This window comes from Pseudomonas sp. LS.1a (assembly GCF_022533585.1).
GTDB lineage: Bacteria > Pseudomonadota > Gammaproteobacteria > Pseudomonadales > Pseudomonadaceae > Aquipseudomonas.
Window position 1 is genome coordinate 2,584,896 of record NZ_CP092827.1, and the last position, 16,767, is coordinate 2,601,662.

General features: G+C 64.7%; 17 protein-coding genes and 1 pseudogene. 8 read left to right on the forward strand and 10 right to left on the reverse strand.

Annotated elements, in window-relative coordinates; all coding sequences use genetic code 11:
* The first annotated feature begins 76 nt into the window (after positions 1-76).
* Both MKK04_RS11880 and MKK04_RS11885 read left to right on the forward strand, forming a co-directional pair.
* Positions 77-808 carry an SDR family oxidoreductase gene (locus tag MKK04_RS11880; RefSeq protein WP_207835040.1) on the forward strand — a complete coding sequence of 244 codons (732 nt, stop codon included), beginning with the start codon at positions 77-79 and terminating at the stop codon, positions 806-808.
* 29 nt (positions 809-837) lie between these two features.
* Positions 838-1,449, forward strand: coding sequence for a 2-hydroxychromene-2-carboxylate isomerase (locus MKK04_RS11885; protein WP_207835027.1), 612 nt, complete (start codon positions 838-840; stop codon positions 1,447-1,449).
* A 94-nt stretch (positions 1,450-1,543) separates the two neighbouring features.
* On the opposite strand, the gene MKK04_RS11890 is transcribed toward MKK04_RS11885, so the two are convergent.
* The 4 genes from MKK04_RS11890 to MKK04_RS11905 form a co-directional block, all read right to left on the reverse strand.
* Positions 1,544-2,089: a cupin domain-containing protein gene (locus MKK04_RS11890; protein ID WP_046616603.1), complete on the reverse strand. Its 546-nt coding sequence runs from the start codon at positions 2,087-2,089 to the stop codon at positions 1,544-1,546.
* A gap of 81 nt (positions 2,090-2,170) precedes the next feature.
* Positions 2,171-3,376, reverse strand: coding sequence for an MFS transporter (locus MKK04_RS11895; RefSeq protein ID WP_241106635.1), 1,206 nt, complete (start codon positions 3,374-3,376; stop codon positions 2,171-2,173).
* A gap of 85 nt (positions 3,377-3,461) precedes the next feature.
* A complete protein-coding gene (locus tag MKK04_RS11900) occupies positions 3,462-3,995 on the reverse strand; it encodes a cytochrome b (RefSeq protein WP_241106636.1) in 534 nt (177 codons plus the stop codon).
* On the reverse strand, positions 3,992-5,044 hold the full coding sequence (locus MKK04_RS11905) for a catalase family peroxidase (protein ID WP_207835130.1): 1,053 nt from the start codon (positions 5,042-5,044) through the stop codon (positions 3,992-3,994). The genes MKK04_RS11900 and MKK04_RS11905 overlap by 4 nt, the downstream gene beginning before the upstream one ends.
* A 124-nt stretch (positions 5,045-5,168) precedes the next feature.
* Between MKK04_RS11905 and MKK04_RS11910 the strand changes: the two genes are divergently transcribed.
* On the forward strand, positions 5,169-5,690 hold the full coding sequence (locus MKK04_RS11910; protein ID WP_046616598.1) for a sigma-70 family RNA polymerase sigma factor: 522 nt from the start codon (positions 5,169-5,171) through the stop codon (positions 5,688-5,690).
* Positions 5,687-6,439 (forward strand): anti-sigma factor family protein, encoded by a 753-nt coding sequence (locus MKK04_RS11915; RefSeq protein ID WP_241106637.1) that lies wholly within the window; start codon positions 5,687-5,689, stop codon positions 6,437-6,439. Before MKK04_RS11910 ends, MKK04_RS11915 begins: the two co-directional genes overlap by 4 nt.
* A 118-nt stretch (positions 6,440-6,557) precedes the next feature.
* Here the strand turns inward: MKK04_RS11915 and xthA are convergent, their stop codons facing one another.
* Positions 6,558-7,370 carry an exodeoxyribonuclease III gene (xthA, locus tag MKK04_RS11920; protein ID WP_063914848.1) on the reverse strand — a complete coding sequence of 271 codons (813 nt, stop codon included), beginning with the start codon at positions 7,368-7,370 and terminating at the stop codon, positions 6,558-6,560.
* A 133-nt stretch (positions 7,371-7,503) separates the two neighbouring features.
* On the opposite strand from xthA, the gene MKK04_RS11925 reads away from it, so the two are divergent.
* Genes MKK04_RS11925 through MKK04_RS11935 form a run of 3 tightly spaced genes read left to right on the forward strand, consistent with a single transcriptional unit; the run spans position 7,504 to position 13,620 of the window.
* A complete protein-coding gene (locus MKK04_RS11925) occupies positions 7,504-8,154 on the forward strand; it encodes a GNAT family N-acetyltransferase (RefSeq protein ID WP_196188811.1) in 651 nt (216 codons plus the stop codon).
* A 52-nt stretch (positions 8,155-8,206) separates the two neighbouring features.
* On the forward strand, positions 8,207-9,949 hold the full coding sequence (locus MKK04_RS11930; protein ID WP_241106802.1) for an autotransporter assembly complex protein TamA: 1,743 nt from the start codon (positions 8,207-8,209) through the stop codon (positions 9,947-9,949).
* The gene (locus tag MKK04_RS11935; protein WP_241106638.1) at positions 9,946-13,620 is read left to right on the forward strand and encodes a translocation/assembly module TamB domain-containing protein; all 3,675 of its coding nucleotides are present in this window, start codon (positions 9,946-9,948) and stop codon (positions 13,618-13,620) included. Before MKK04_RS11930 ends, MKK04_RS11935 begins: the two co-directional genes overlap by 4 nt.
* An 18-nt stretch (positions 13,621-13,638) precedes the next feature.
* Here the strand turns inward: MKK04_RS11935 and MKK04_RS11940 are convergent.
* Positions 13,639-13,785 (reverse strand): annotated as a pseudogene (locus MKK04_RS11940) (DUF2589 domain-containing protein); the annotation flags it as partial.
* Positions 13,786-13,942: 157 nt separating this feature from the next.
* Here MKK04_RS11940 and MKK04_RS11945 point away from each other — a divergent pair.
* Positions 13,943-15,151 carry a tyrosine-type recombinase/integrase gene (locus tag MKK04_RS11945; RefSeq protein ID WP_241106639.1) on the forward strand — a complete coding sequence of 403 codons (1,209 nt, stop codon included), beginning with the start codon at positions 13,943-13,945 and terminating at the stop codon, positions 15,149-15,151.
* Here MKK04_RS11945 and MKK04_RS11950 read toward each other — a convergent pair whose 3' ends face one another.
* The 4 genes from MKK04_RS11950 to MKK04_RS11965 are packed head-to-tail and all read right to left on the reverse strand — an operon-like array spanning position 15,152 to position 16,706.
* Entirely contained in the window at positions 15,152-15,364 is a 213-nt protein-coding gene (locus tag MKK04_RS11950) for a helix-turn-helix transcriptional regulator (RefSeq protein ID WP_241106640.1), read from the reverse strand. It abuts the gene before it with no gap.
* Positions 15,365-15,373: 9 nt separating this feature from the next.
* A complete protein-coding gene (locus tag MKK04_RS11955) occupies positions 15,374-15,586 on the reverse strand; it encodes a hypothetical protein (RefSeq protein ID WP_241106641.1) in 213 nt (70 codons plus the stop codon).
* Positions 15,583-16,386, reverse strand: a complete 804-nt coding sequence (locus MKK04_RS11960) for a hypothetical protein (RefSeq protein WP_241106642.1) — start codon at positions 16,384-16,386, stop codon at positions 15,583-15,585. Before MKK04_RS11960 ends, MKK04_RS11955 begins: the two co-directional genes overlap by 4 nt.
* The gene (locus tag MKK04_RS11965; RefSeq protein ID WP_241106643.1) at positions 16,383-16,706 is read right to left on the reverse strand and encodes a hypothetical protein; all 324 of its coding nucleotides are present in this window, start codon (positions 16,704-16,706) and stop codon (positions 16,383-16,385) included. The genes MKK04_RS11960 and MKK04_RS11965 overlap by 4 nt, the downstream gene beginning before the upstream one ends.
* Positions 16,707-16,767 lie beyond the last annotated feature (61 nt).

Below are 16,767 nucleotides of genomic sequence, written 5' to 3' on the forward strand. Positions count from 1 at the left end.
CAGGCGGGCTTGACGGTGGCGGCGATCATAACATAGCGTTCGTTTACTAAACGATCATTTACCTATGGAGGCAGGCATGGCAGAACAACAAAAAGTAGTGCTGGTGATAGGTGCGGGGGATGCCACCGGTGGCGAGATCGCCAAGCGCTTTGCCCGCGAGGGCTACATTGCCTGTGTGACCCGGCGCCAGGCTGACAAGTTGCAGCCGCTGCTGGACGAAATCCGCGCTGCCGGCGGCCAGGCCCACGGTTTTGGCTCCGATGCGCGCAAGGAGGAGGAGGTGGCCGCGCTGGTCGAAACCATCGAGCGTGATATCGGCCCGATCGAAGCATTTGTGTTCAATATCGGCGCCAATGTGCCCTGTAGCATTCTTGAGGAAACCCCGCGCAAATACTTCAAGATCTGGGAGATGGCCTGTTTTGCCGGTTTCCTTACCGCTCAGGCGGTGGCCCGGCGCATGGTCCAGCGCGAGCGCGGCACCATTCTGTTCACCGGTGCCACCGCCGGCACCCGTGGCGCGGCGGGCTTTGCGGCTTTCGCCGGGGCCAAGCACGCCTTGCGCGCCCTGGCCCAGAGCATGGCACGCGAACTGGGGCCGCGGAACATCCATGTCGCCCATGTGGTGGTGGACGGGGCTATCGACACTGCTTTCATTCGTGACAGTTTCCCTGACCGCTACGCCCTCAAGGACCAGGATGGCATCCTCGCCCCGGCCCACATCGCCGACAGCTACTGGTTCCTGCACGCCCAGCCCCGCGACGCCTGGACTTTCGAGCTGGACCTGCGCCCCTGGATGGAACGCTGGTAAACCCCTTTCACCGAGCAAGGACCGTAACCATGCACAAGACTGTCGATTTCTTTTTTGACCTGGGCAGCCCGGCCAGCTACCTGGCCTGGACCCGACTGCCTGGCCTGTGTGCCCGCCAGGGTGCCACGCTGCGCTACCGGCCGATGCTGCTGGGCGGGGTTTTCCAGGCCACCGGCAACGCCTCGCCGGTCATGATTCCGGCCAAGGGTCGTTACATGTTCACCGACCTGGCGCGCTTCGCCGCGCGCTATGGGGTTCCGTTCGAGTTGCCGCCGGGTTTCCCGGTCAATACCTTGACCCTGATGCGCGGGGCAATGGGCACCCAGCTGCGTTCGCCGGAACGGTTCGAGGCGTTAGTGGCGGTGCTGTTCAACGGGCTGTTTGTGCAGCGCCGTAACCTGGGCGATAGCGCCGTCCTCGACGAGACGCTCAGCCAGGGCGGCTTCGACCCGCAAGCATTTCGCGCGCTGGCGGGTGATGACGAGGTGAAGGCTGCGCTCAGGCACGCGACCGAAGAGGCAGTGGGGCGCGGGGTGTTTGGCGCGCCGACCTGCTTCGTCGGTGACGAGATGTTCTTCGGCCAGGACCGCCTGGACTTTGTCGAAGAGGCTCTGCGTCAGGGCGCCGGCAGCCCCACCTGAATGCGCGCTCCCACAGGGTTGGCGCTTTACCTGTGGGGGCGGCTTTAGCCGCGAACACCGGCGAAGCCGGTGCCATCCCCCACGCATGAAGCAATCAGAAGTTAGCCGGGGTGTTGGCGCTGATGATCTCGGCCTCGTCCGGGCCGATGTTCTTGAAACTGTGCGGCAGGGTAGTGGGAATGTAGTACCCGTCGCCCGAGTTGAGCACGCTCACCTGGCCATCGACCCACAACTCGACGGTGCCGCGGGTGACCAGGCCACACTCTTCACCCTCGGCATGCACGATCGGTTCGCCCGAATCGGCACCCGGTGCATACAGCTCACGCAGCATGCGCATCTGCCGGCCTTCGACACTGGCTCCGACCAGCAGCATACGCAGGCCGTTGCGGCCCAGGTCTGGCTGTTCGCTGCCACGGAACACGTAGCGCTCTTCGCGCACCGGCTCGTCGAAGCTGAAGAACTCCGCCAGGCTCATCGGAATGCCTTCGAGCAGTTTTTTCAGGGAGCTGACCGAAGGGCTGACGCGATTCTGCTCGATCTGTGAGATCGTCGAATTGGTCAGCCCGCTGCGGCGGGCCAGTTCCCGTTGGGAGAGGTTGTTGCGTTCACGCACCAGTTTGAGTCGCGTCCCCGTGTCCATAGCCGCCTTGTAATCAGAGGTGTCAAAAATAATGAGCGATGCGCATTAAAACACACTCTGCACACTTGCGCGCTGTGCTTGTCAGGCCCGCTGATCGCGCGGTATCGGCCATAACCCGACCAGCAGCAACAGCGCTGCCACCGCCAGGAATGGCAAGCGTGGATCGATGGCATATACCAGGGTGCCGGCCAGTGGTCCGATCACTGCGCCCATGCCTTGGGCAGCACCGATGGAGCCGGCCGTGGCGCCTTGCTCGGAGGCGTGCATGGCATTGGCTGCCAGCGCCGAAAACGCCGGGAAGACAAAGCCCATGCCCGCCGCCGCGACGAAGTAGCAAGCCCACAGCCAGGGTGCCGTGGTGGCGAGCGAGCCGCAGGCAAAGCCCAAGGCCGACACCGTGGCGCCGACCCGGATCATCTTCAGCGGCGGCCATTCCAGCTGGCGCAGCAGCACCTGTGCCAGGATCAGTGCCACGCCCACCGTGGTCAGGGCGATGCCGGCGGCCTGGGCGGCTTGGGCCGGGCCCAGGTGCAGGCGGTCGAGGGCGAAGAAACCGACGATGATCTGTGACACCGTGACGCTGAGCATGGCGCTGAACGCCACCAGCAAGGGCCGGCGCAGGCGCGGGTCGTTCAGCCGCACCGGGCTGGGGGCATGGCTGTGCGGCAGCGCCTGCGGCTTGAGGGTGAACAGCAGGACCAGGAAGGCACTGGCTGGCAGCAGCGACATGATATGGAACGGCAGGCTCAGGCTATGCCGCGCCAGCAGCGCCGCCAGCGCCGGCCCCACCACCAGGCCAACGGCGTTGGCCGCCCCCAGCGAGGCCATGGCCCGGGCCCGGCGTTGCGGTTCGACATGGTCGGCGATCAGCGCATTGCAGCCCACCGGAATGGCCGCATAGAAGGCGCCGATGCAGCCGCGCGCGACCATCAGGCCGATGAAGGCAAGGCTCGCCCCCGGCAGCCAGCGCAGTGCGCCTTCGACGAACAGGCATAGCAGCCAATAGGCCAGGGTGAAGCCGGCGCTGCCCAGCAGCAGGATGCGCCGACGGCCCAGGCGGTCCGCCGCGCGCCCCCAGGGCCGGGCCAGCAGCACCCAGACCACGCCCGCCACGGTAACGGCGGCACCGGCTTGCCAGGTGGCCATGCCGAGCTGACGGGCGATCGGGCCGATCAGGGCGACGAAGGCCATCATCGACATGGTACAGGCCATGTTGGCCAGCAGCAGGGGACGCAGGTCCAGGGTGCTGGCGGGGGTAAGGGTGGCAGGATCCTTTGCGACGTTCATAGGGCAGTCCAGGGCGGTGCGGCAAATAAAAAGCCGAAAATGATAAGAACTATTATCGATTGTCGAGGCCCTGGGTTGCCGAGCGTCATTCGCTGCGGCGCAGTGGGCCTGGCCACATGCTACGCAACACGCCGTCGTGGCGCACCCACCCGTGCATCAAGGCCGCGCCCACATGCACCAGCACCGTGGCGAACAGCAGGTAGCCAGCCCAGCCATGGGCCTGGCGCAGCACGGCGTACAACTGCAGGTCATGGGGGGCGATGGCCGGTAAACCCAACGGGCGTGGGTAGCCACCGGCCGACAGCATGGCCCAGCCCAGCAGCGGCATGGCCAGCATCAGGCCATAGAGCAGCAGGTGCGAGGCCCCGGCGGCCCAGCGCTGCAGTGTGGGCAGGTCGTGCGGCAGGGGCGGGTGGGGCAGGGCCAGGCGTACGCCGATGCGCAGCAACACCAGTACCAGCAGGGCCAGGCCGGTGGCCTTGTGCAGCCCGATCAGCACGGGGTGGCGTGGCGACAGGTCGGCGACCATGCTCACACCGATGAACAACATGGCCAGGATCAGCACGGCCATCAGCCAGTGCAACAGGCGGGCAAGGGGGTGGAAGGTGTCGGTTTTCATGGGCGGGCTCCGGTGCCGAGCGATTCGCGGCTGCGGCGGTTGAAGGATTCTGAGTAGGCGGCCGAACGGGCCGCGAGGATCGGGTCGGCGGAGGCCTGGATGCCCCGGGGCAGGATCAGCGGGTCGAAGTTGAGGTCGCGGCAGGCCCCTTGCTCGGGGCCGTCGACCTGCTCCAGCACCAGCGTGCCGGCGTCCACGCTGCGCCGTTCGGCAGGCCAGGGTCTGGCAGGGTCGTCCACCGCATCGCCAGGCTCCGCCAGCACCAGGCGCAGCGTCCAGCGCAGCGGGCCTTGGGCCAGGCGTTGCTGCAGGTCGTGCTGCAGGAACTGTTTGTCATCGACTTGGGCAGGCAGGGCGGCAAACGCCGTTTGCGGCTCCAGTTGCCAACGCACCGGGTGGGCCGCACCGCTTGCGTCGATCAGGCGGAAGGCGTTGATGCTGTGGTATTGCGTGCTGGCGAAACTGTTGCTGGGCGTGTAGCCCGCCGCCCACTGGCGAAACGCCGCGCTTTCCGGGTGGGCGGCGAAAAATGCCTGCAGTTTGCCCGGGTCCGGTTTGCCGGTGGCCGGGTCTGGTGCTCCCGCCAGTACCTGCTCATAGAAGGCTTGCGGCGTGCTTACCGCCAGCACCGGTGGGTTGTTCATGCCAGTACGCCAGACCTGCCCGTCGTCGGTGCTCAGCTCGATGGCCAGGCTGCGCACCGGTATGCCGGTGTCCGGCGCGAACGGGTTGGCGCCGCCAATGGCGAAGCGGCCGATCACTGGCACCCGCGGCTGGCTGAACGCCCGCGCCGTGGACAGGCTGGCGGCCTGCCCGCTGGGCTGGAAGTAGCCGCTGACGCACAGGCCCTTGGCGTGGTTTTTCCGGTAACCCGGGTAATGCCCGGCCTGGGCTTCGAAGGTGTCGATGATGCGCTGTGGGGTCAGGCGGGTTTCGCCAAACCAGCCGGCGGCATAGGCAAAGCCGGCGCCCGCGGCCAGCATCACGGCGCCGATGGCGGCCAGGCGCAGGGCCTTGGCCGGGCCGTGCAGGGGTGAGTTCATGGTGATTGTCCGGTTCAGTGAAGGTGCCGGTACGACGGTGCAGGGAAAAACTTATTCCCTTTTCGGGAATAGAATTTCCTCACAGGCGTCAGCCTTTTACACTGACAACCCCAGAGGCCGGGACTTTGCCATGCATGATCTGGACGACCACCAGTGGCGCGAGCTACTGGCCCGCCTGCGCCGCTTTGCCGTGTGGCTGACCCGCGAGCCGGGCAGTGCCGACGACCTGGTGCAGGCCACGGTCGAGCGGGCCTTGAGCCGGCGCGACCAGCAACGCGACGCCGATGCACTGCGGGCCTGGCTGTTCACCATCCTTTATCGGCTTTTCCTCGACGGTAAGCGCCGCGAGCGCCTGCATGCGCGCTGGCTGTCCTGGTTCGGCCGCGGCGAGCGCGACGACGAGCCGGTTGGCGACAACCTCGAGGCCATTGTCCTGGCCCAGGCCGACCTGCAGGCTTTCGCCCGGCTCACGGCAGAACAGCGTGCGTTGCTGCTGCTGGTCAGCATCGAAGGTTTGAGCTACAAGGAGGCCGCCCAGGCCCTGGGTATCCCTATCGGCACTGTGATGTCGCGCCTGTCGCGCGCCCGCAATGCCTTGCGCGAACTCACCGAGGGCAGCCCCCAGCCCCCGGCCTTGCGGAGACTGAAATGACGCGCCTGATCCCCAGCGAAGACGAACTGCACGCCTATGTCGACGAGCGCCTGGAGCCTGTGCGCCGGGCCGAGGTGCAGGCCTGGCTGGCGGCCAATCCGCAGGCTGCGGCCAAGGTCGAGGGCTGGCGTGCCGATGCCCGGCGCCTGCGTGCGGTGTTGGCCGGGTTTGGCGAAGTGCCCGGGGCTGCGCAGCTGGACCTGGGGCAGTTGCGCCGGCAATTGCGCCAACGCCGCCAGCGCCGCTGGGCCACGGCGGCGGTATTGTTGTTGGCGTTGGGCGTGGGTGGCCTGGGTGGTTGGCAGGTGCGCGATGCCACCTTGGCGCGTGCCGACCTGCCGATGGCCGATGCGGTTCAGGCGCACCGCCTGTTTGCCGGCAGCGAGGCACTGGATATTCAGGCCAGCGACCCGGAGCAGTTGCGCGACTGGCTGGGGCGCCACTTCAAAAGCGTGGGCCAGTTGCCGGACCTGGCCGGCTACGGTTTCAAACCGGTGGGTGCGCGCCTGCTCAGCAATGAGCGAGGGCCGGCGGCATTGCTGGTGTTCGAGGATGGCAAGGGCCAGCGCATCAGCCTGTTCCTGCGCTCACCGGGCGATCAGTACCGGCGCATGCCTGACGGGCAGCGGGTGGATGGCCAGCTGGAGGCGCGGTACTGGTCGCATGGGGCTTACAACTTTGCGTTGGTCAGCGCGGCGGACGATGTGCGCGGGGCGGGGGTGGGGGAGGCGTTGCGGTTGGGTTTGTGAGCAGGAGGCTCAAGGGGCATGCCATGGGTCTTGTGGTGTCTGTGGGATCGAGCGCCGCCCGCGCGGCGCTCGATCCCACAGGCAACACAAGACCCAAGTCTAGTGGCTCATCCCAAATTCAGCTCAATTCCAGCCAGATCGGCGCATGGTCCGACGGCTTTTCCATCCCGCGCAGTTCATAGTCCACACCCGCCGCCTTGATCCGCGGCACCAGGTGCTGCGAGGCCATGATCAGGTCGATGCGCAGGCCGCGCTTGGGCTCGTCCTCGAAGCCGCGGCTGCGGTAGTCGAACCAGCTGAAGCGGTCGCTCACCTCCGGGTACAGGTGGCGGAAGCTGTCCACCAGGCCCCAGCCTTTCAAACGTTCCATCCACTCGCGCTCCTCCGGCAGGAAGCTGCACTTGCCGGTCTTGAGCCAGCGCTTGGCGTTGTCCGGGCCGATGCCGATGTCGCAGTCCTGCGGCGAGATATTCATGTCGCCCATCACCAGCAGTGGCTGGTCGTTGCGGAACTGGCCTTCCAGCAGCGCCTGCAGGTCGCTGTAGAAGCGCTGCTTGGCCGGGAACTTGGTGGGATGGTCACGGCTTTCACCCTGGGGGAAGTAGCCGTTCATGATGGTAATAGGGGTGCCATCGGCATCGGCGAAGGTGCCCCAGATGAAGCGGCGCTGGGCGTCTTCTTCATCGCTGGCGAAGCCCTTGTGCAGGCTCAGCGGTGCCTGGCGCGACAGCAGGGCCACGCCATAGTGGCCTTTCTGGCCGTGGTAATGCACGTGGTAGCCCAGCGCCTGCACGTCGGCCAGCGGGAACTGATCGTCGCTGACCTTGGTTTCCTGCAGGCCGATCACGTCCGGCTGGTGCTTTTCGATCAGCGCCGCCAGCTGGTGCGGGCGGGCCCGCAGGCCGTTGATGTTGAAACAGACGATCTTCATGGAAAGATAATCCCGGTAAAAGGCGCGATGCTAGCCGACATCGCTTGCCATCACCAGCATGGCGGCTTCGGGAGCCTGCTGCTAACGTCCTTGCCAGGGCACTTGTACGCCCATTCCAGGAGGACTGCCCGCAATGCCTGAAACCACTGCCGTTACGGCCCGAGTCTGCCTGCTCGATGACGGCTACAGCCGCGAGGCGCGTTCGCTGTTGTACAACGCCTACCGTCATGAACCTACCTTCGCCTATATCTTCGAGGCCCAACGCCCAGGCTATGAGCAGCGCCTGCGGGTGATGGTGCGCGAATGGGTACGCCAGCATTTCTACTTGCAGTTGCCTGCCATCGGCCTGCTGGTGGAGGACCGTCTGATCGCCCTGGCCCTGATCGTGCCGCCCCTGCGCCGGCTGGGGGTGGCCGATAGCTGGGCCTGGCGCCTGCGCATGATATTGGGTACCGGCCTGCGCTGTACGCGTCGCTACATGGACTATCAGGCCGCCCTGGCCACCTGCCTGCCCACCGATCAGGTGCATGTGCTGCCGCTGTTGGGCGTGCACCCGCAATTTCAGGGCAAGCACTACGGCGAGCAATTGTTACAAGCTGTGCATGACTGGTGCGCAGACGACCCTGGCACCCAAGGTGTGGTGCTGGACACTGGCAACGAGCACTACCTGGCCTTTTACCAGCGCCAGGGCTATGAGGAAATTGGCGAGGTAGCTGTAGGACCAATCCGGGAGAGGGTGTTCTTCCATCCCAATCCGGTCTCTTCCAATTCTGCTTTTGCCTGAGCAGACCGTGCGGCGGCTCCCTTGAGCGCCCGGCTCTGGTAGCATGCGCCGCATGACGTATTCAGGAAGATTGACCTGGGGCCTGGTTATCTGGGTCGCCAGTTTCGCAGCATGGGGCCAGAGTGAGTTGCTGGTGAAGGTCAAACCGGCCAACAAGGCGCTCAAGGCCAATGTCGAAGGCTATATCGGTACCCTTGGTGACCGCGATGAAGAAGCGCTGCTGCGCTTCAGTCGCGGCGCCCAGGAGCAGGCGCGCAAAGCTGCGCAGGCACTTGGCTACTACCAGGCGCAGATCGATACCGAGGTCAAGCCCGCCAGCGAGGCTGACCGTTCCCCGCAACTGATCATCACCATCGACCCCGGCGAGCCCATTCGCCTGCGCAACGTGACCGTGCGCATCGAAGGCCCCGCCAGCGATATGAAGGCCTTTCGCGTGCCCGACAGCAAGGCCCTGCGCGCGGGCGAACAACTCAACCACGGCCATTACGAAGATGCCAAGCGGCTGATCCAGAACCAGGCGTCGCGCTATGGCTTCTTCAGTGGGCGCTTCAGCCGCCAGCGCCTGGCGGTCGACCCCCAGGCCGGGGTGGCCGATATCGAACTGGTCTACCAGAGCGGCCCGCGCTATCACCTGGGCGCCGTCACCTTTGGTGGCGACACACCGCTGGACGACGACCTGTTGCAACGCATGGTCTCGTTCAAGCCGGGTACACCTTACGACTCGGAACTGATCGCCGAGCTGAACAATGACCTGCAATCGAGCGGCTACTTCGAAGGCGTGCGCGTGGATGCGGCGCCCACCGCCGCCGTGGGCGAAGAAATCCCCGTGGATGTCCGCCTGGAAACCCGCAAGCCGCGCACCATGGGCCTGGGCCTGGGCTTCTCGACCGACGTCGGGCCACGCGGCAAGGCCAACTGGACCCGCCACTGGGTCAACCCGCAGGGCCATAGCTACGGCTGGGAAACCGAACTGTCGGCGCCACGGCAGAACGTCGGTCTTTGGTACGACATTCCCCTCGACCCACCGCTGACCGACAAGTTGCGCTTTGCCGGCGGCTACCAGAACGAAGAAATTGCCGGCACCGATACCCTCAGCAAACTGCTGACGGTGGGCCCCGAGTGGCACAGCAAGCTGGCCAGCGGCTGGCAGCGGGTGATTTCCCTCAAGTACCAGCGCGAGGAATACCGCCTGGGTGATGACTCCGGGTTGAGCAACCTGCTGATGCCGGGTGTGAGTTTCTCCTTCCTGCGCAGTGACAACCGCATCGACCCACATAACGGTTACCGCCTGCAGTTCGATGTGCAGGCGGCCAAGGAAGGGCTGGTCTCGGACACCAACCTGCTGCATGGCAACGTGCTGCTCAAGGGCCTGACCACCCTTGGCCATGACCACCGCCTGCTTGGCCGGGTGCAGTTCGGTGGCAGCGCGACCAATGGCTTCAAGAACAACATTCCGCCCTCGCTGCGCTTCTTCGCCGGTGGCGACCAGAGCGTGCGCGGCTACGACTACCAGACCCTGTCGCCGAAGAACAGCGACGGTGACCGCATTGGCGGGCGCTACCTGGTGGCCGGCAGTGTCGAGTACCAGTATTCGTTGACCGAAAAGTGGCGGCTGGCAACCTTCGTCGACCAGGGCAACTCGTTCAACGACCTGGAACTGCCAAGCCTCAAGACCGGTGTCGGTTTTGGCGTGCGCTGGGTGTCGCCAGTCGGGCCGCTGCGCCTGGACCTGGCCAAGGCGCTGGATGATGAAGGGGGAATTCGCCTGCACTTTTCCATGGGGCCTGAGTTGTGAAACGCGTGATCAAGTACATTCTGCCGGGCCTGCTCGGGGTCGTTGCGAGCCTGGGCCTGGCACTCGGCCTGCTGCTGGGGACCGAGGCTGGCAGCCGCTGGGTGCTGGGCAAGGTGCCCGGGCTTGAGGTCGCTGACTTCCAGGGCCGCCTGGCAGGTAGCTGGCAAGCCAGCCGGCTGAGCTGGGCCGATGGTGGCAGCACGGTAGAGGTGCAGGCACCGCTGCTGGCCTGGTCACCGGCATGCCTGTTGCGCTCTGCCTTGTGCATTGACCAATTGCAGGCGCAGCGTATCGACATGGCCTTTGCGCCCGGCGCCGAGTCGGCCGACAGTGGCCCGCTGCAGTTGCCGGCCCTGCGCTTGCCGCTGGACATCGAACTGGGTGAGGTCAAGGTTGGCCAGTTGCGCCTGGATGGCAGTGACCTGCTTGGCGACTTGCAACTGGCGGCGCACTGGACCAGCACCGGGCTGCGCATCGACAGCCTGCACCTGCAGCGTGACGCCCTGCAATTGAACCTGCAGGGCAACCTGCAGCCCGAAGCTGACTGGCCGGTGCAACTCCAGGCGCAGCTGCAACTGCCTGCGGTAGACGGCAAACCCTGGCAGCTGGCGCTGACCGCCACTGGTGAGTTACAGAAAACCCTGAAGCTTGCCGGCGCCAGTAGCGGTTACCTTGACGCCACGTTGAGCGGGCAATTGCAGGCGTTGGCCGAGCACCTGCCGGCGACCTTGCAGATCCGCTCCGAGGCATTCAAGCCGGTTGGCTCGTTGCCCGATACCGTGCAGTTCAACCAGCTCAAGCTCGATGCCAGTGGTGACCTGCTCAAGGGCTATCAACTGTCGGGGGCGGCCAGCCTGCCGGCCGAGCAGTCGCCGATCGCCCTGCTGTTGTCCGGGCTGGTCGACAGCAAAGGCGTCAGGCTCGATGCCCTGGACCTGAATGCCAGCGATACCCAGCGGGTCAAGTTGCAGGCCACGGCTGACTGGCAGCAAGGCCTGGTCGCCGATGCCCGACTGGACTGGCAGGACTTCCCGTGGCTGCGGCTGTATCCACTGGAGGCGCCGCCCGAGGTCACGCTCAAGCGCCTCGGGGCCCAGGTGCATTATCGCGATGGCAACTACCAGGGCACCTTCAATGGCGACCTGATCGGCCCGGCCGGCGCGTTCAGCCTGGCCAGCCCGTTCGAGGGTGACCTGAGCCAGGTGAAGCTGCCGCAATTGGCGCTGACCGCCGGGCAAGGCAAGGCTGCCGGCAGTGTCGCCGTGCGTTTTGCCGACAACCTGGCATGGGATGTCGACCTGCAGCTGTCGGCGCTCGACCCGGCCTTTTGGCTGGCCGAGCTGCCGGGTACCCTGGCGGGGCCGCTGCGCAGCAAAGGCGAAATGAAAGGCGACGCGCTGAGCCTCGATGCCCAGCTTGACCTGAAAGGCCGTTTGCGCGGCCAGCCGGCAATGCTCAAGGTGCAGGCCCAAGGGGCAGGGCAGAGCTGGACCTTGGGCGCCTTGGCAGTCCAGTTGGGTGATAACCGTATCAATGGCAGTGGCAGCCTGCAGCAGCGCCTGGCCGGGCGGCTCGACCTCGACCTGCCGCGCCTGGGCCAGTTGTGGCCAGGGTTGCAGGGCCAGGTCAAGGGCCGGCTGGACGTCGCCGGCACCTTGCAGGCCCCGCAAGGTACGCTGACCCTGCAGGGCCTGCGGCTGGCACAGGCGGAAAACCGCCTGCAGCAGCTGGACCTGGATGCCCGCCTGGACAACGCCCAGCGCGGCGTGATCGAGCTCAAGGCCAGCGGCATTCACCTGGGTGACACGGCATTGGGCACCTTGCAGGCCAACGGCAAAGGCGACATTCGCCAGCAAGCGCTGACCCTGGCGCTGGACGGCCCGCAACTCAAGCTCGACCTCGGCCTGGATGGCCAGTTGAACAAGGGTGACTGGCGTGGGCGCCTGGCCAGTGGACGGGTCCAGGCCGGCGGCCAGGACTGGCAATTGCAGGCACCGGCGCGCCTGCAGCGGCTCGCCAGCGGGCAACTGGACTTTGCTGCGCACTGCTGGCGCTCCGGCCAGGCCAGCTTGTGTGGTGAAGACCAGCGCCTGGCCCCCGAGCCACGCTTGCGTTACCACCTCAAGCAGTTTCCGCTGGACAGCCTGGCCCAGTGGCTGCCGAAGGACTTTGCCTGGCAGGGCCTGCTCAATGCCGACATCAATCTGGACATCCCGGCTAGCGGTCCCAAGGGCAACATCGTCGTCGACGCCAGTGGCGGTACCCTGCGCGTGCGTGACAAGGACCGCTGGCTCGACTTCCCGTACCAGGCCCTGCGCCTGGATAGCACCCTGGCGCCGCGGCGCATCGATACCCGGCTGGCGTTCCGCGGCGAGCGCCTGGGCGAGCTGAACGTCAACACCCGCCTCGACCCACTGGGCAAGAACAAGCCACTGTCAGGTGATTTCCGCCTGGCCGGCCTTGACCTGTCAGTGGCGCGTCCGTTCGTGCCGATGGTCGAGCGCCTTGCCGGGCAGCTCAATGGCAGTGGCCGGCTGTCGGGCACCTTGCTGGCCCCGCAGGTCAATGGCAACCTGATGCTCAGCGGCGGCGAAGTCAGTGGCGCCGAGCTGCCGGTCAGTCTCGAGGACTTGTCATTGCAGGCATTGATTGCTGGCGAGCAGGTACAGCTCAATGGCAGCTGGCGCAGTGGCGAGGCGGGGCGTGGCCAGTTGAGTGGTAACCTCACCTGGGGCCAGGCACTGGGCATGGACCTGCGTCTGCAGGGCCAGCAACTACCTGTCACGGTCGAGCCCTATGCGACGCTGGAGGTCGCCCCCGACCTGACCTTGCGCCTGATCGATGACAAGCTGGCGGTGACCGGCAAGGTCCAGGTGCCCAAGGGCACGATCACCGTGCGCGAGCTGCCACCCTCCACTGTCAAGGTCTCGGATGACACGGTGATCGTCGGCCACCAGACCGAAGAGGGCAAGCCACCCATGGCGATGGCCATGGACATCGATGTCGAAGTGGGCCGCGACAAGCTTTCGTTCAGTGGCTTTGGCCTCAAGGCCAACCTGCTCGGCCATGTGCACATCGGCGACAACCTCGATACCCGTGGCGAGCTGAGCCTGGCCGACGGCCGCTACCGTGCCTACGGCCAGCGCCTGACCATCCGCCGTGCGCGGCTGCTGTTCGCAGGCCCGATCGACCAGCCCTACCTGGACATTGAGGCGATCCGCAAGGTCGACGACGTGATTGCCGGTATCCGCCTGAGCGGCAGTGCCGAACAGCCCACCAGCAAAGTGTTCTCCGAGCCGGCCATGAGCCAGGAGCAGGCGCTGTCGTACCTGGTATTGGGACGGCCGCTGGGCGCCTCCGGCGAAGACAACAACATGCTCGCCGAGGCGGCCTTGGGCCTGGGGCTGGCGGGTAGCGCCGGCATCACCGGCAGCCTGGCCTCGAACCTGGGCATCGACGACTTCCAGCTGGACACCGAAGGTTCGGGCAATACGACCAGCGTGGTCGCCAGCGGCAACCTTACCGAGAAACTGAGCCTGCGCTACGGGGTAGGGGTGTTCGAGCCCGCAAACACCATTGCGTTGCGCTACAAGCTGAGCAAGAAAGTGTACCTTGAGGCCGCCAGCGGGCTGGCCAGCTCACTGGACATCTTCTACAAGCGTGACTTCTGAGCCGGTGCGGGGCGGCCATCAGCGGACGGTGGCCGCCTCGATGAATTCATTGGTATCGGGCGAGGGCGGCGGGCTGGGGGCACGTACCGGGACGATCATGCTGGTGTATTCCTCGATCAGCCGGTTGAGGGCTTCTGGTGGTTCGCTGGCCTGGAACTGCATGTGGGTCCTAGGTTGTCTTGAGGTGTCCGAGTAACCCAGCATTTGCTGGTCATGCCGGAAAGTCGTTGTCCGATATAATACGACCACGCCCTGTACATTCCGAACATTTTTAGTACATTCATCAGCACATCGGAAATTCGATTGCCATTGGATGTACTAAATGCCCCTCACAGATACTGCGGCCAGGCAAGCCAGGTCCAAAGACAAGCCCTACACCCTGAAGGATTCGGACGGCCTGTTCCTGTACATCGCCGAGAATGGGACGAAGTCCTGGCACTACCGTTTCACCTGGCACGGAAAGCAGGCGCGCATCTCGATGGGCGTCTACCCAGCCATTGGCTTGCGTGACGCCCGCGTCCGTAGAGATGAGGCCAGAGCATTGGTGGCCAAGGGTATCGATCCGCGCGTAGAACGACGGCATGCTCGAGCAGAGGCAGCTGTGAATCATGCGAACACCTTCGAGGCTGTGGCCAACCGGTGGTATGAGTTCAAGTTGCCGCGATGGTCTGCAGCGAGAAAGGGCTCCGCTGTGTTGTCCCGCTTATACCTGGACAAGGACCTGATCCCCGAAATTGGTCGACTGCCAATTGGCGAAATAAAGCGCGCTGATGTGCTGCGCACTATGCGGAAGGTGGAGAAACGTGGAGCGCTCAATGTCGCCAGGAAGTGTAGAACCTGGCTGAACGAGATCTTCCGCTATGGCATGGCAGAAGGATTGCTGGAGGTAAACCCGGCGTCTGACCTGGACATCGTTTCCATACCGGAACCGCCAGTGCAGCACCATCCATTTTTGCGTCGGCATGAGCTGAAAGAGTTCCTGTTGACGTTGCGCGATTCCGGATGCAGCGAATCTGTTCGCAGTGCGATCAAGCTGCTACTGCTTACCGGTGTCCGAACGATCGAGTTGCGCAAGGCAACGATCGATCAGTTCGACTTCGATGGCGGTATGTGGTCAGTGCCGGCCGGCGTCGTGAAACAGTTGCAAAGCAGGGTTCGAACGAAGGGGGGAGATATCCCACCATACTTGGTCCCGTTGTCGCGCCAAGCGGTGGAAGAGGCAAAGCGTGCGCATCAACTGAGCAATCACGGCCACCTGCTTATCGCGGGTCGCCATGACCCGCGAAAGCCGATGAGTGATAACTCGGTGAATAATGCTTTGAAGAACATGGGATACAAGGACAGGCTGACCGGGCACGGAATACGCGCGACGATCTCTACCGCCTTGAACGAGATGGGATACAACGAGAAGTGGGTCGACGCTCAGCTATCGCACATCGGCGACGCATACAACCATGCTGAGTTCGTGGAGCAGAGGAAGGGAATGATGCAGGATTGGGCAGACTACCTGGACGGCCTGCTGGCAGATTGATCAGCAGTTTCGAGCCGCGCTGATCCTCTCCCTGGCCCAGGCCTGTACCTCAGACTTCACCCAGGCCACCGACCGCGTCCCCAAGTTGACCTGCTTCGGGAACTGGTTTGCCATCATCTTCTCGTAGAGGGTGCTGCGGCTCAGGCCGGTGATGCGCAGCACTTCGGCCACGCGGATAAGTTCGACATCGTCGGGTATCTCGGCGGTGTTCATGGTGACCTCTCAGAAAATGTAACGGACAGGGGCAAGGTGTGCGGCCGGCAGCCGGACCAGCACCGGCCCTTCGTCGAACTGGTCGCCGGCGGGTGGTGGCGGGTGCTGGTCATCGGCCTGGGCAATGCGGTGGTTGGTGGCGTAGATGGTGAGCACCACGCCGATCAGGAAGGCAAAGGCAGCTGCGGTGAGGCAGGCCCAGAAGACGGTGAGGGGCTTCATGTCTGCGCCTCCTTGGCCATGGCCGCATCGATCTCTGCCTCTCCAGCGTCAGGCGTTTGGCCGCCGATGAATTCCCAGTCGGCGGTGTGAGCTTTGTCCCGCAGCCACCGATAACGCTCGGCATCCAGGCGCAATTGCGGCGCCTCTTCGACAAAGGCCAGCCAGGCGTCCAGGTCGTAATCACCCTTCATTCCTTGGCGCAGCGCATCGATCTGTTGGTCCCGCGCCGTCAGGTCGGCCTGCAGCTGGTTTACCCGGTTCGCTGATCTGTCGTACTCGTCCTTGGCTTCCCCGAGTTCATTGCGCAGGCGCTCAATGTCGGCCATCAGTGCGGCCCGTGTTTCCTCGGCAGCTTGCATGTAGTCGTTCTTGTGCTGGCGAACCGCAGCCAACTCAGTGCGCAGTTCTTCCTCACGCTCACCGGCCCGCAGGTGGGCGCTTCTCAGCGCCACAATCTCGCCAACCTGGGCTCCGGTGAACAGCGGCACGCTGTAGCGTGTAAGCCTGTCACCGTCTCCAATGCGCAGCGTTGCCGCACGCCCTTCTGCTGTTATGAACTCCTGATAGCCTGGGTCAAACCATGCGGTAGCCAATCCTGGGTACTGCTCGGCTGGCGAAAGCGCGCGAACATGCGGGCGACCAGCGAAGTAGCTCCAGTCGATTCGCCAGCCAGTCACGGCTGACAAGCCCTTGCACAGGCGTTCAATGTCTTCCTTCTCGAAGCTATCGAATAGCCCAACGCTTTCACCGTTTTCGAACACTTCCGCGTCACATGGCGGCAGTCTGTTGTCGTTGTTCATTGCCCTTGCTCCAGTAGTTGAATGACGTCCAGGTAACCGGCGATGTGGCTGCCGGGCTTGTCGGCGGCGGTGCGCTTGAGGTGTTCCACGACCAGGGCCACGCCGTTGGTGGCGGCCAGCGTTCGGTGCATGGCCAGAACCGTGTCGGTGGCCTCTTTGCGAGCCTGCTGGCGCATGAATTCGTTGATGGGGCCGTGCACTACCAGCACCGGGATTGGCTTGGGGCGGGTGGCAGTTTCGGTGGAGTACGCCGTGGCTGGCGCGGGCGCAGGGGTAGGGCGGCGGGCCCGGTCAAGGGCCGCCTGGGCGATTGGGTTCATGGTGTCACCTGGTTGATTGGCGAGATCTGGAAGGCTGTGCCTTACTCGTGTTTCAACTTTC

What these genes read in the sequence shown, in the direction of transcription:
- MKK04_RS11930 (WP_241106802.1), top strand. Translation starts at nt 8,207, where the DNA reads ATGACGTATTCAGGAAGATTGACCTGGGGCCTGGTTATCTGGGTCGCC.
- MKK04_RS11900 (WP_241106636.1), bottom strand. Translation starts at nt 3,995, where the DNA reads ATGAAAACCGACACCTTCCACCCCCTTGCCCGCCTGTTGCACTGGCTG.
- MKK04_RS11965 (WP_241106643.1), bottom strand. Translation starts at nt 16,706, where the DNA reads ATGAACCCAATCGCCCAGGCGGCCCTTGACCGGGCCCGCCGCCCTACC.
- xthA (WP_063914848.1), bottom strand. Translation starts at nt 7,370, where the DNA reads ATGAAGATCGTCTGTTTCAACATCAACGGCCTGCGGGCCCGCCCGCAC.
- MKK04_RS11950 (WP_241106640.1), bottom strand. Translation starts at nt 15,364, where the DNA reads ATGAACACCGCCGAGATACCCGACGATGTCGAACTTATCCGCGTGGCC.
- MKK04_RS11885 (WP_207835027.1), top strand. Translation starts at nt 838, where the DNA reads ATGCACAAGACTGTCGATTTCTTTTTTGACCTGGGCAGCCCGGCCAGC.
- MKK04_RS11915 (WP_241106637.1), top strand. Translation starts at nt 5,687, where the DNA reads ATGACGCGCCTGATCCCCAGCGAAGACGAACTGCACGCCTATGTCGAC.
- MKK04_RS11895 (WP_241106635.1), bottom strand. Translation starts at nt 3,376, where the DNA reads ATGAACGTCGCAAAGGATCCTGCCACCCTTACCCCCGCCAGCACCCTG.
- MKK04_RS11910 (WP_046616598.1), top strand. Translation starts at nt 5,169, where the DNA reads ATGCATGATCTGGACGACCACCAGTGGCGCGAGCTACTGGCCCGCCTG.
- MKK04_RS11925 (WP_196188811.1), top strand. Translation starts at nt 7,504, where the DNA reads ATGCCTGAAACCACTGCCGTTACGGCCCGAGTCTGCCTGCTCGATGAC.
- MKK04_RS11955 (WP_241106641.1), bottom strand. Translation starts at nt 15,586, where the DNA reads ATGAAGCCCCTCACCGTCTTCTGGGCCTGCCTCACCGCAGCTGCCTTT.
- MKK04_RS11960 (WP_241106642.1), bottom strand. Translation starts at nt 16,386, where the DNA reads ATGAACAACGACAACAGACTGCCGCCATGTGACGCGGAAGTGTTCGAA.
- MKK04_RS11880 (WP_207835040.1), top strand. Translation starts at nt 77, where the DNA reads ATGGCAGAACAACAAAAAGTAGTGCTGGTGATAGGTGCGGGGGATGCC.
- MKK04_RS11890 (WP_046616603.1), bottom strand. Translation starts at nt 2,089, where the DNA reads ATGGACACGGGGACGCGACTCAAACTGGTGCGTGAACGCAACAACCTC.
- MKK04_RS11945 (WP_241106639.1), top strand. Translation starts at nt 13,943, where the DNA reads ATGCCCCTCACAGATACTGCGGCCAGGCAAGCCAGGTCCAAAGACAAG.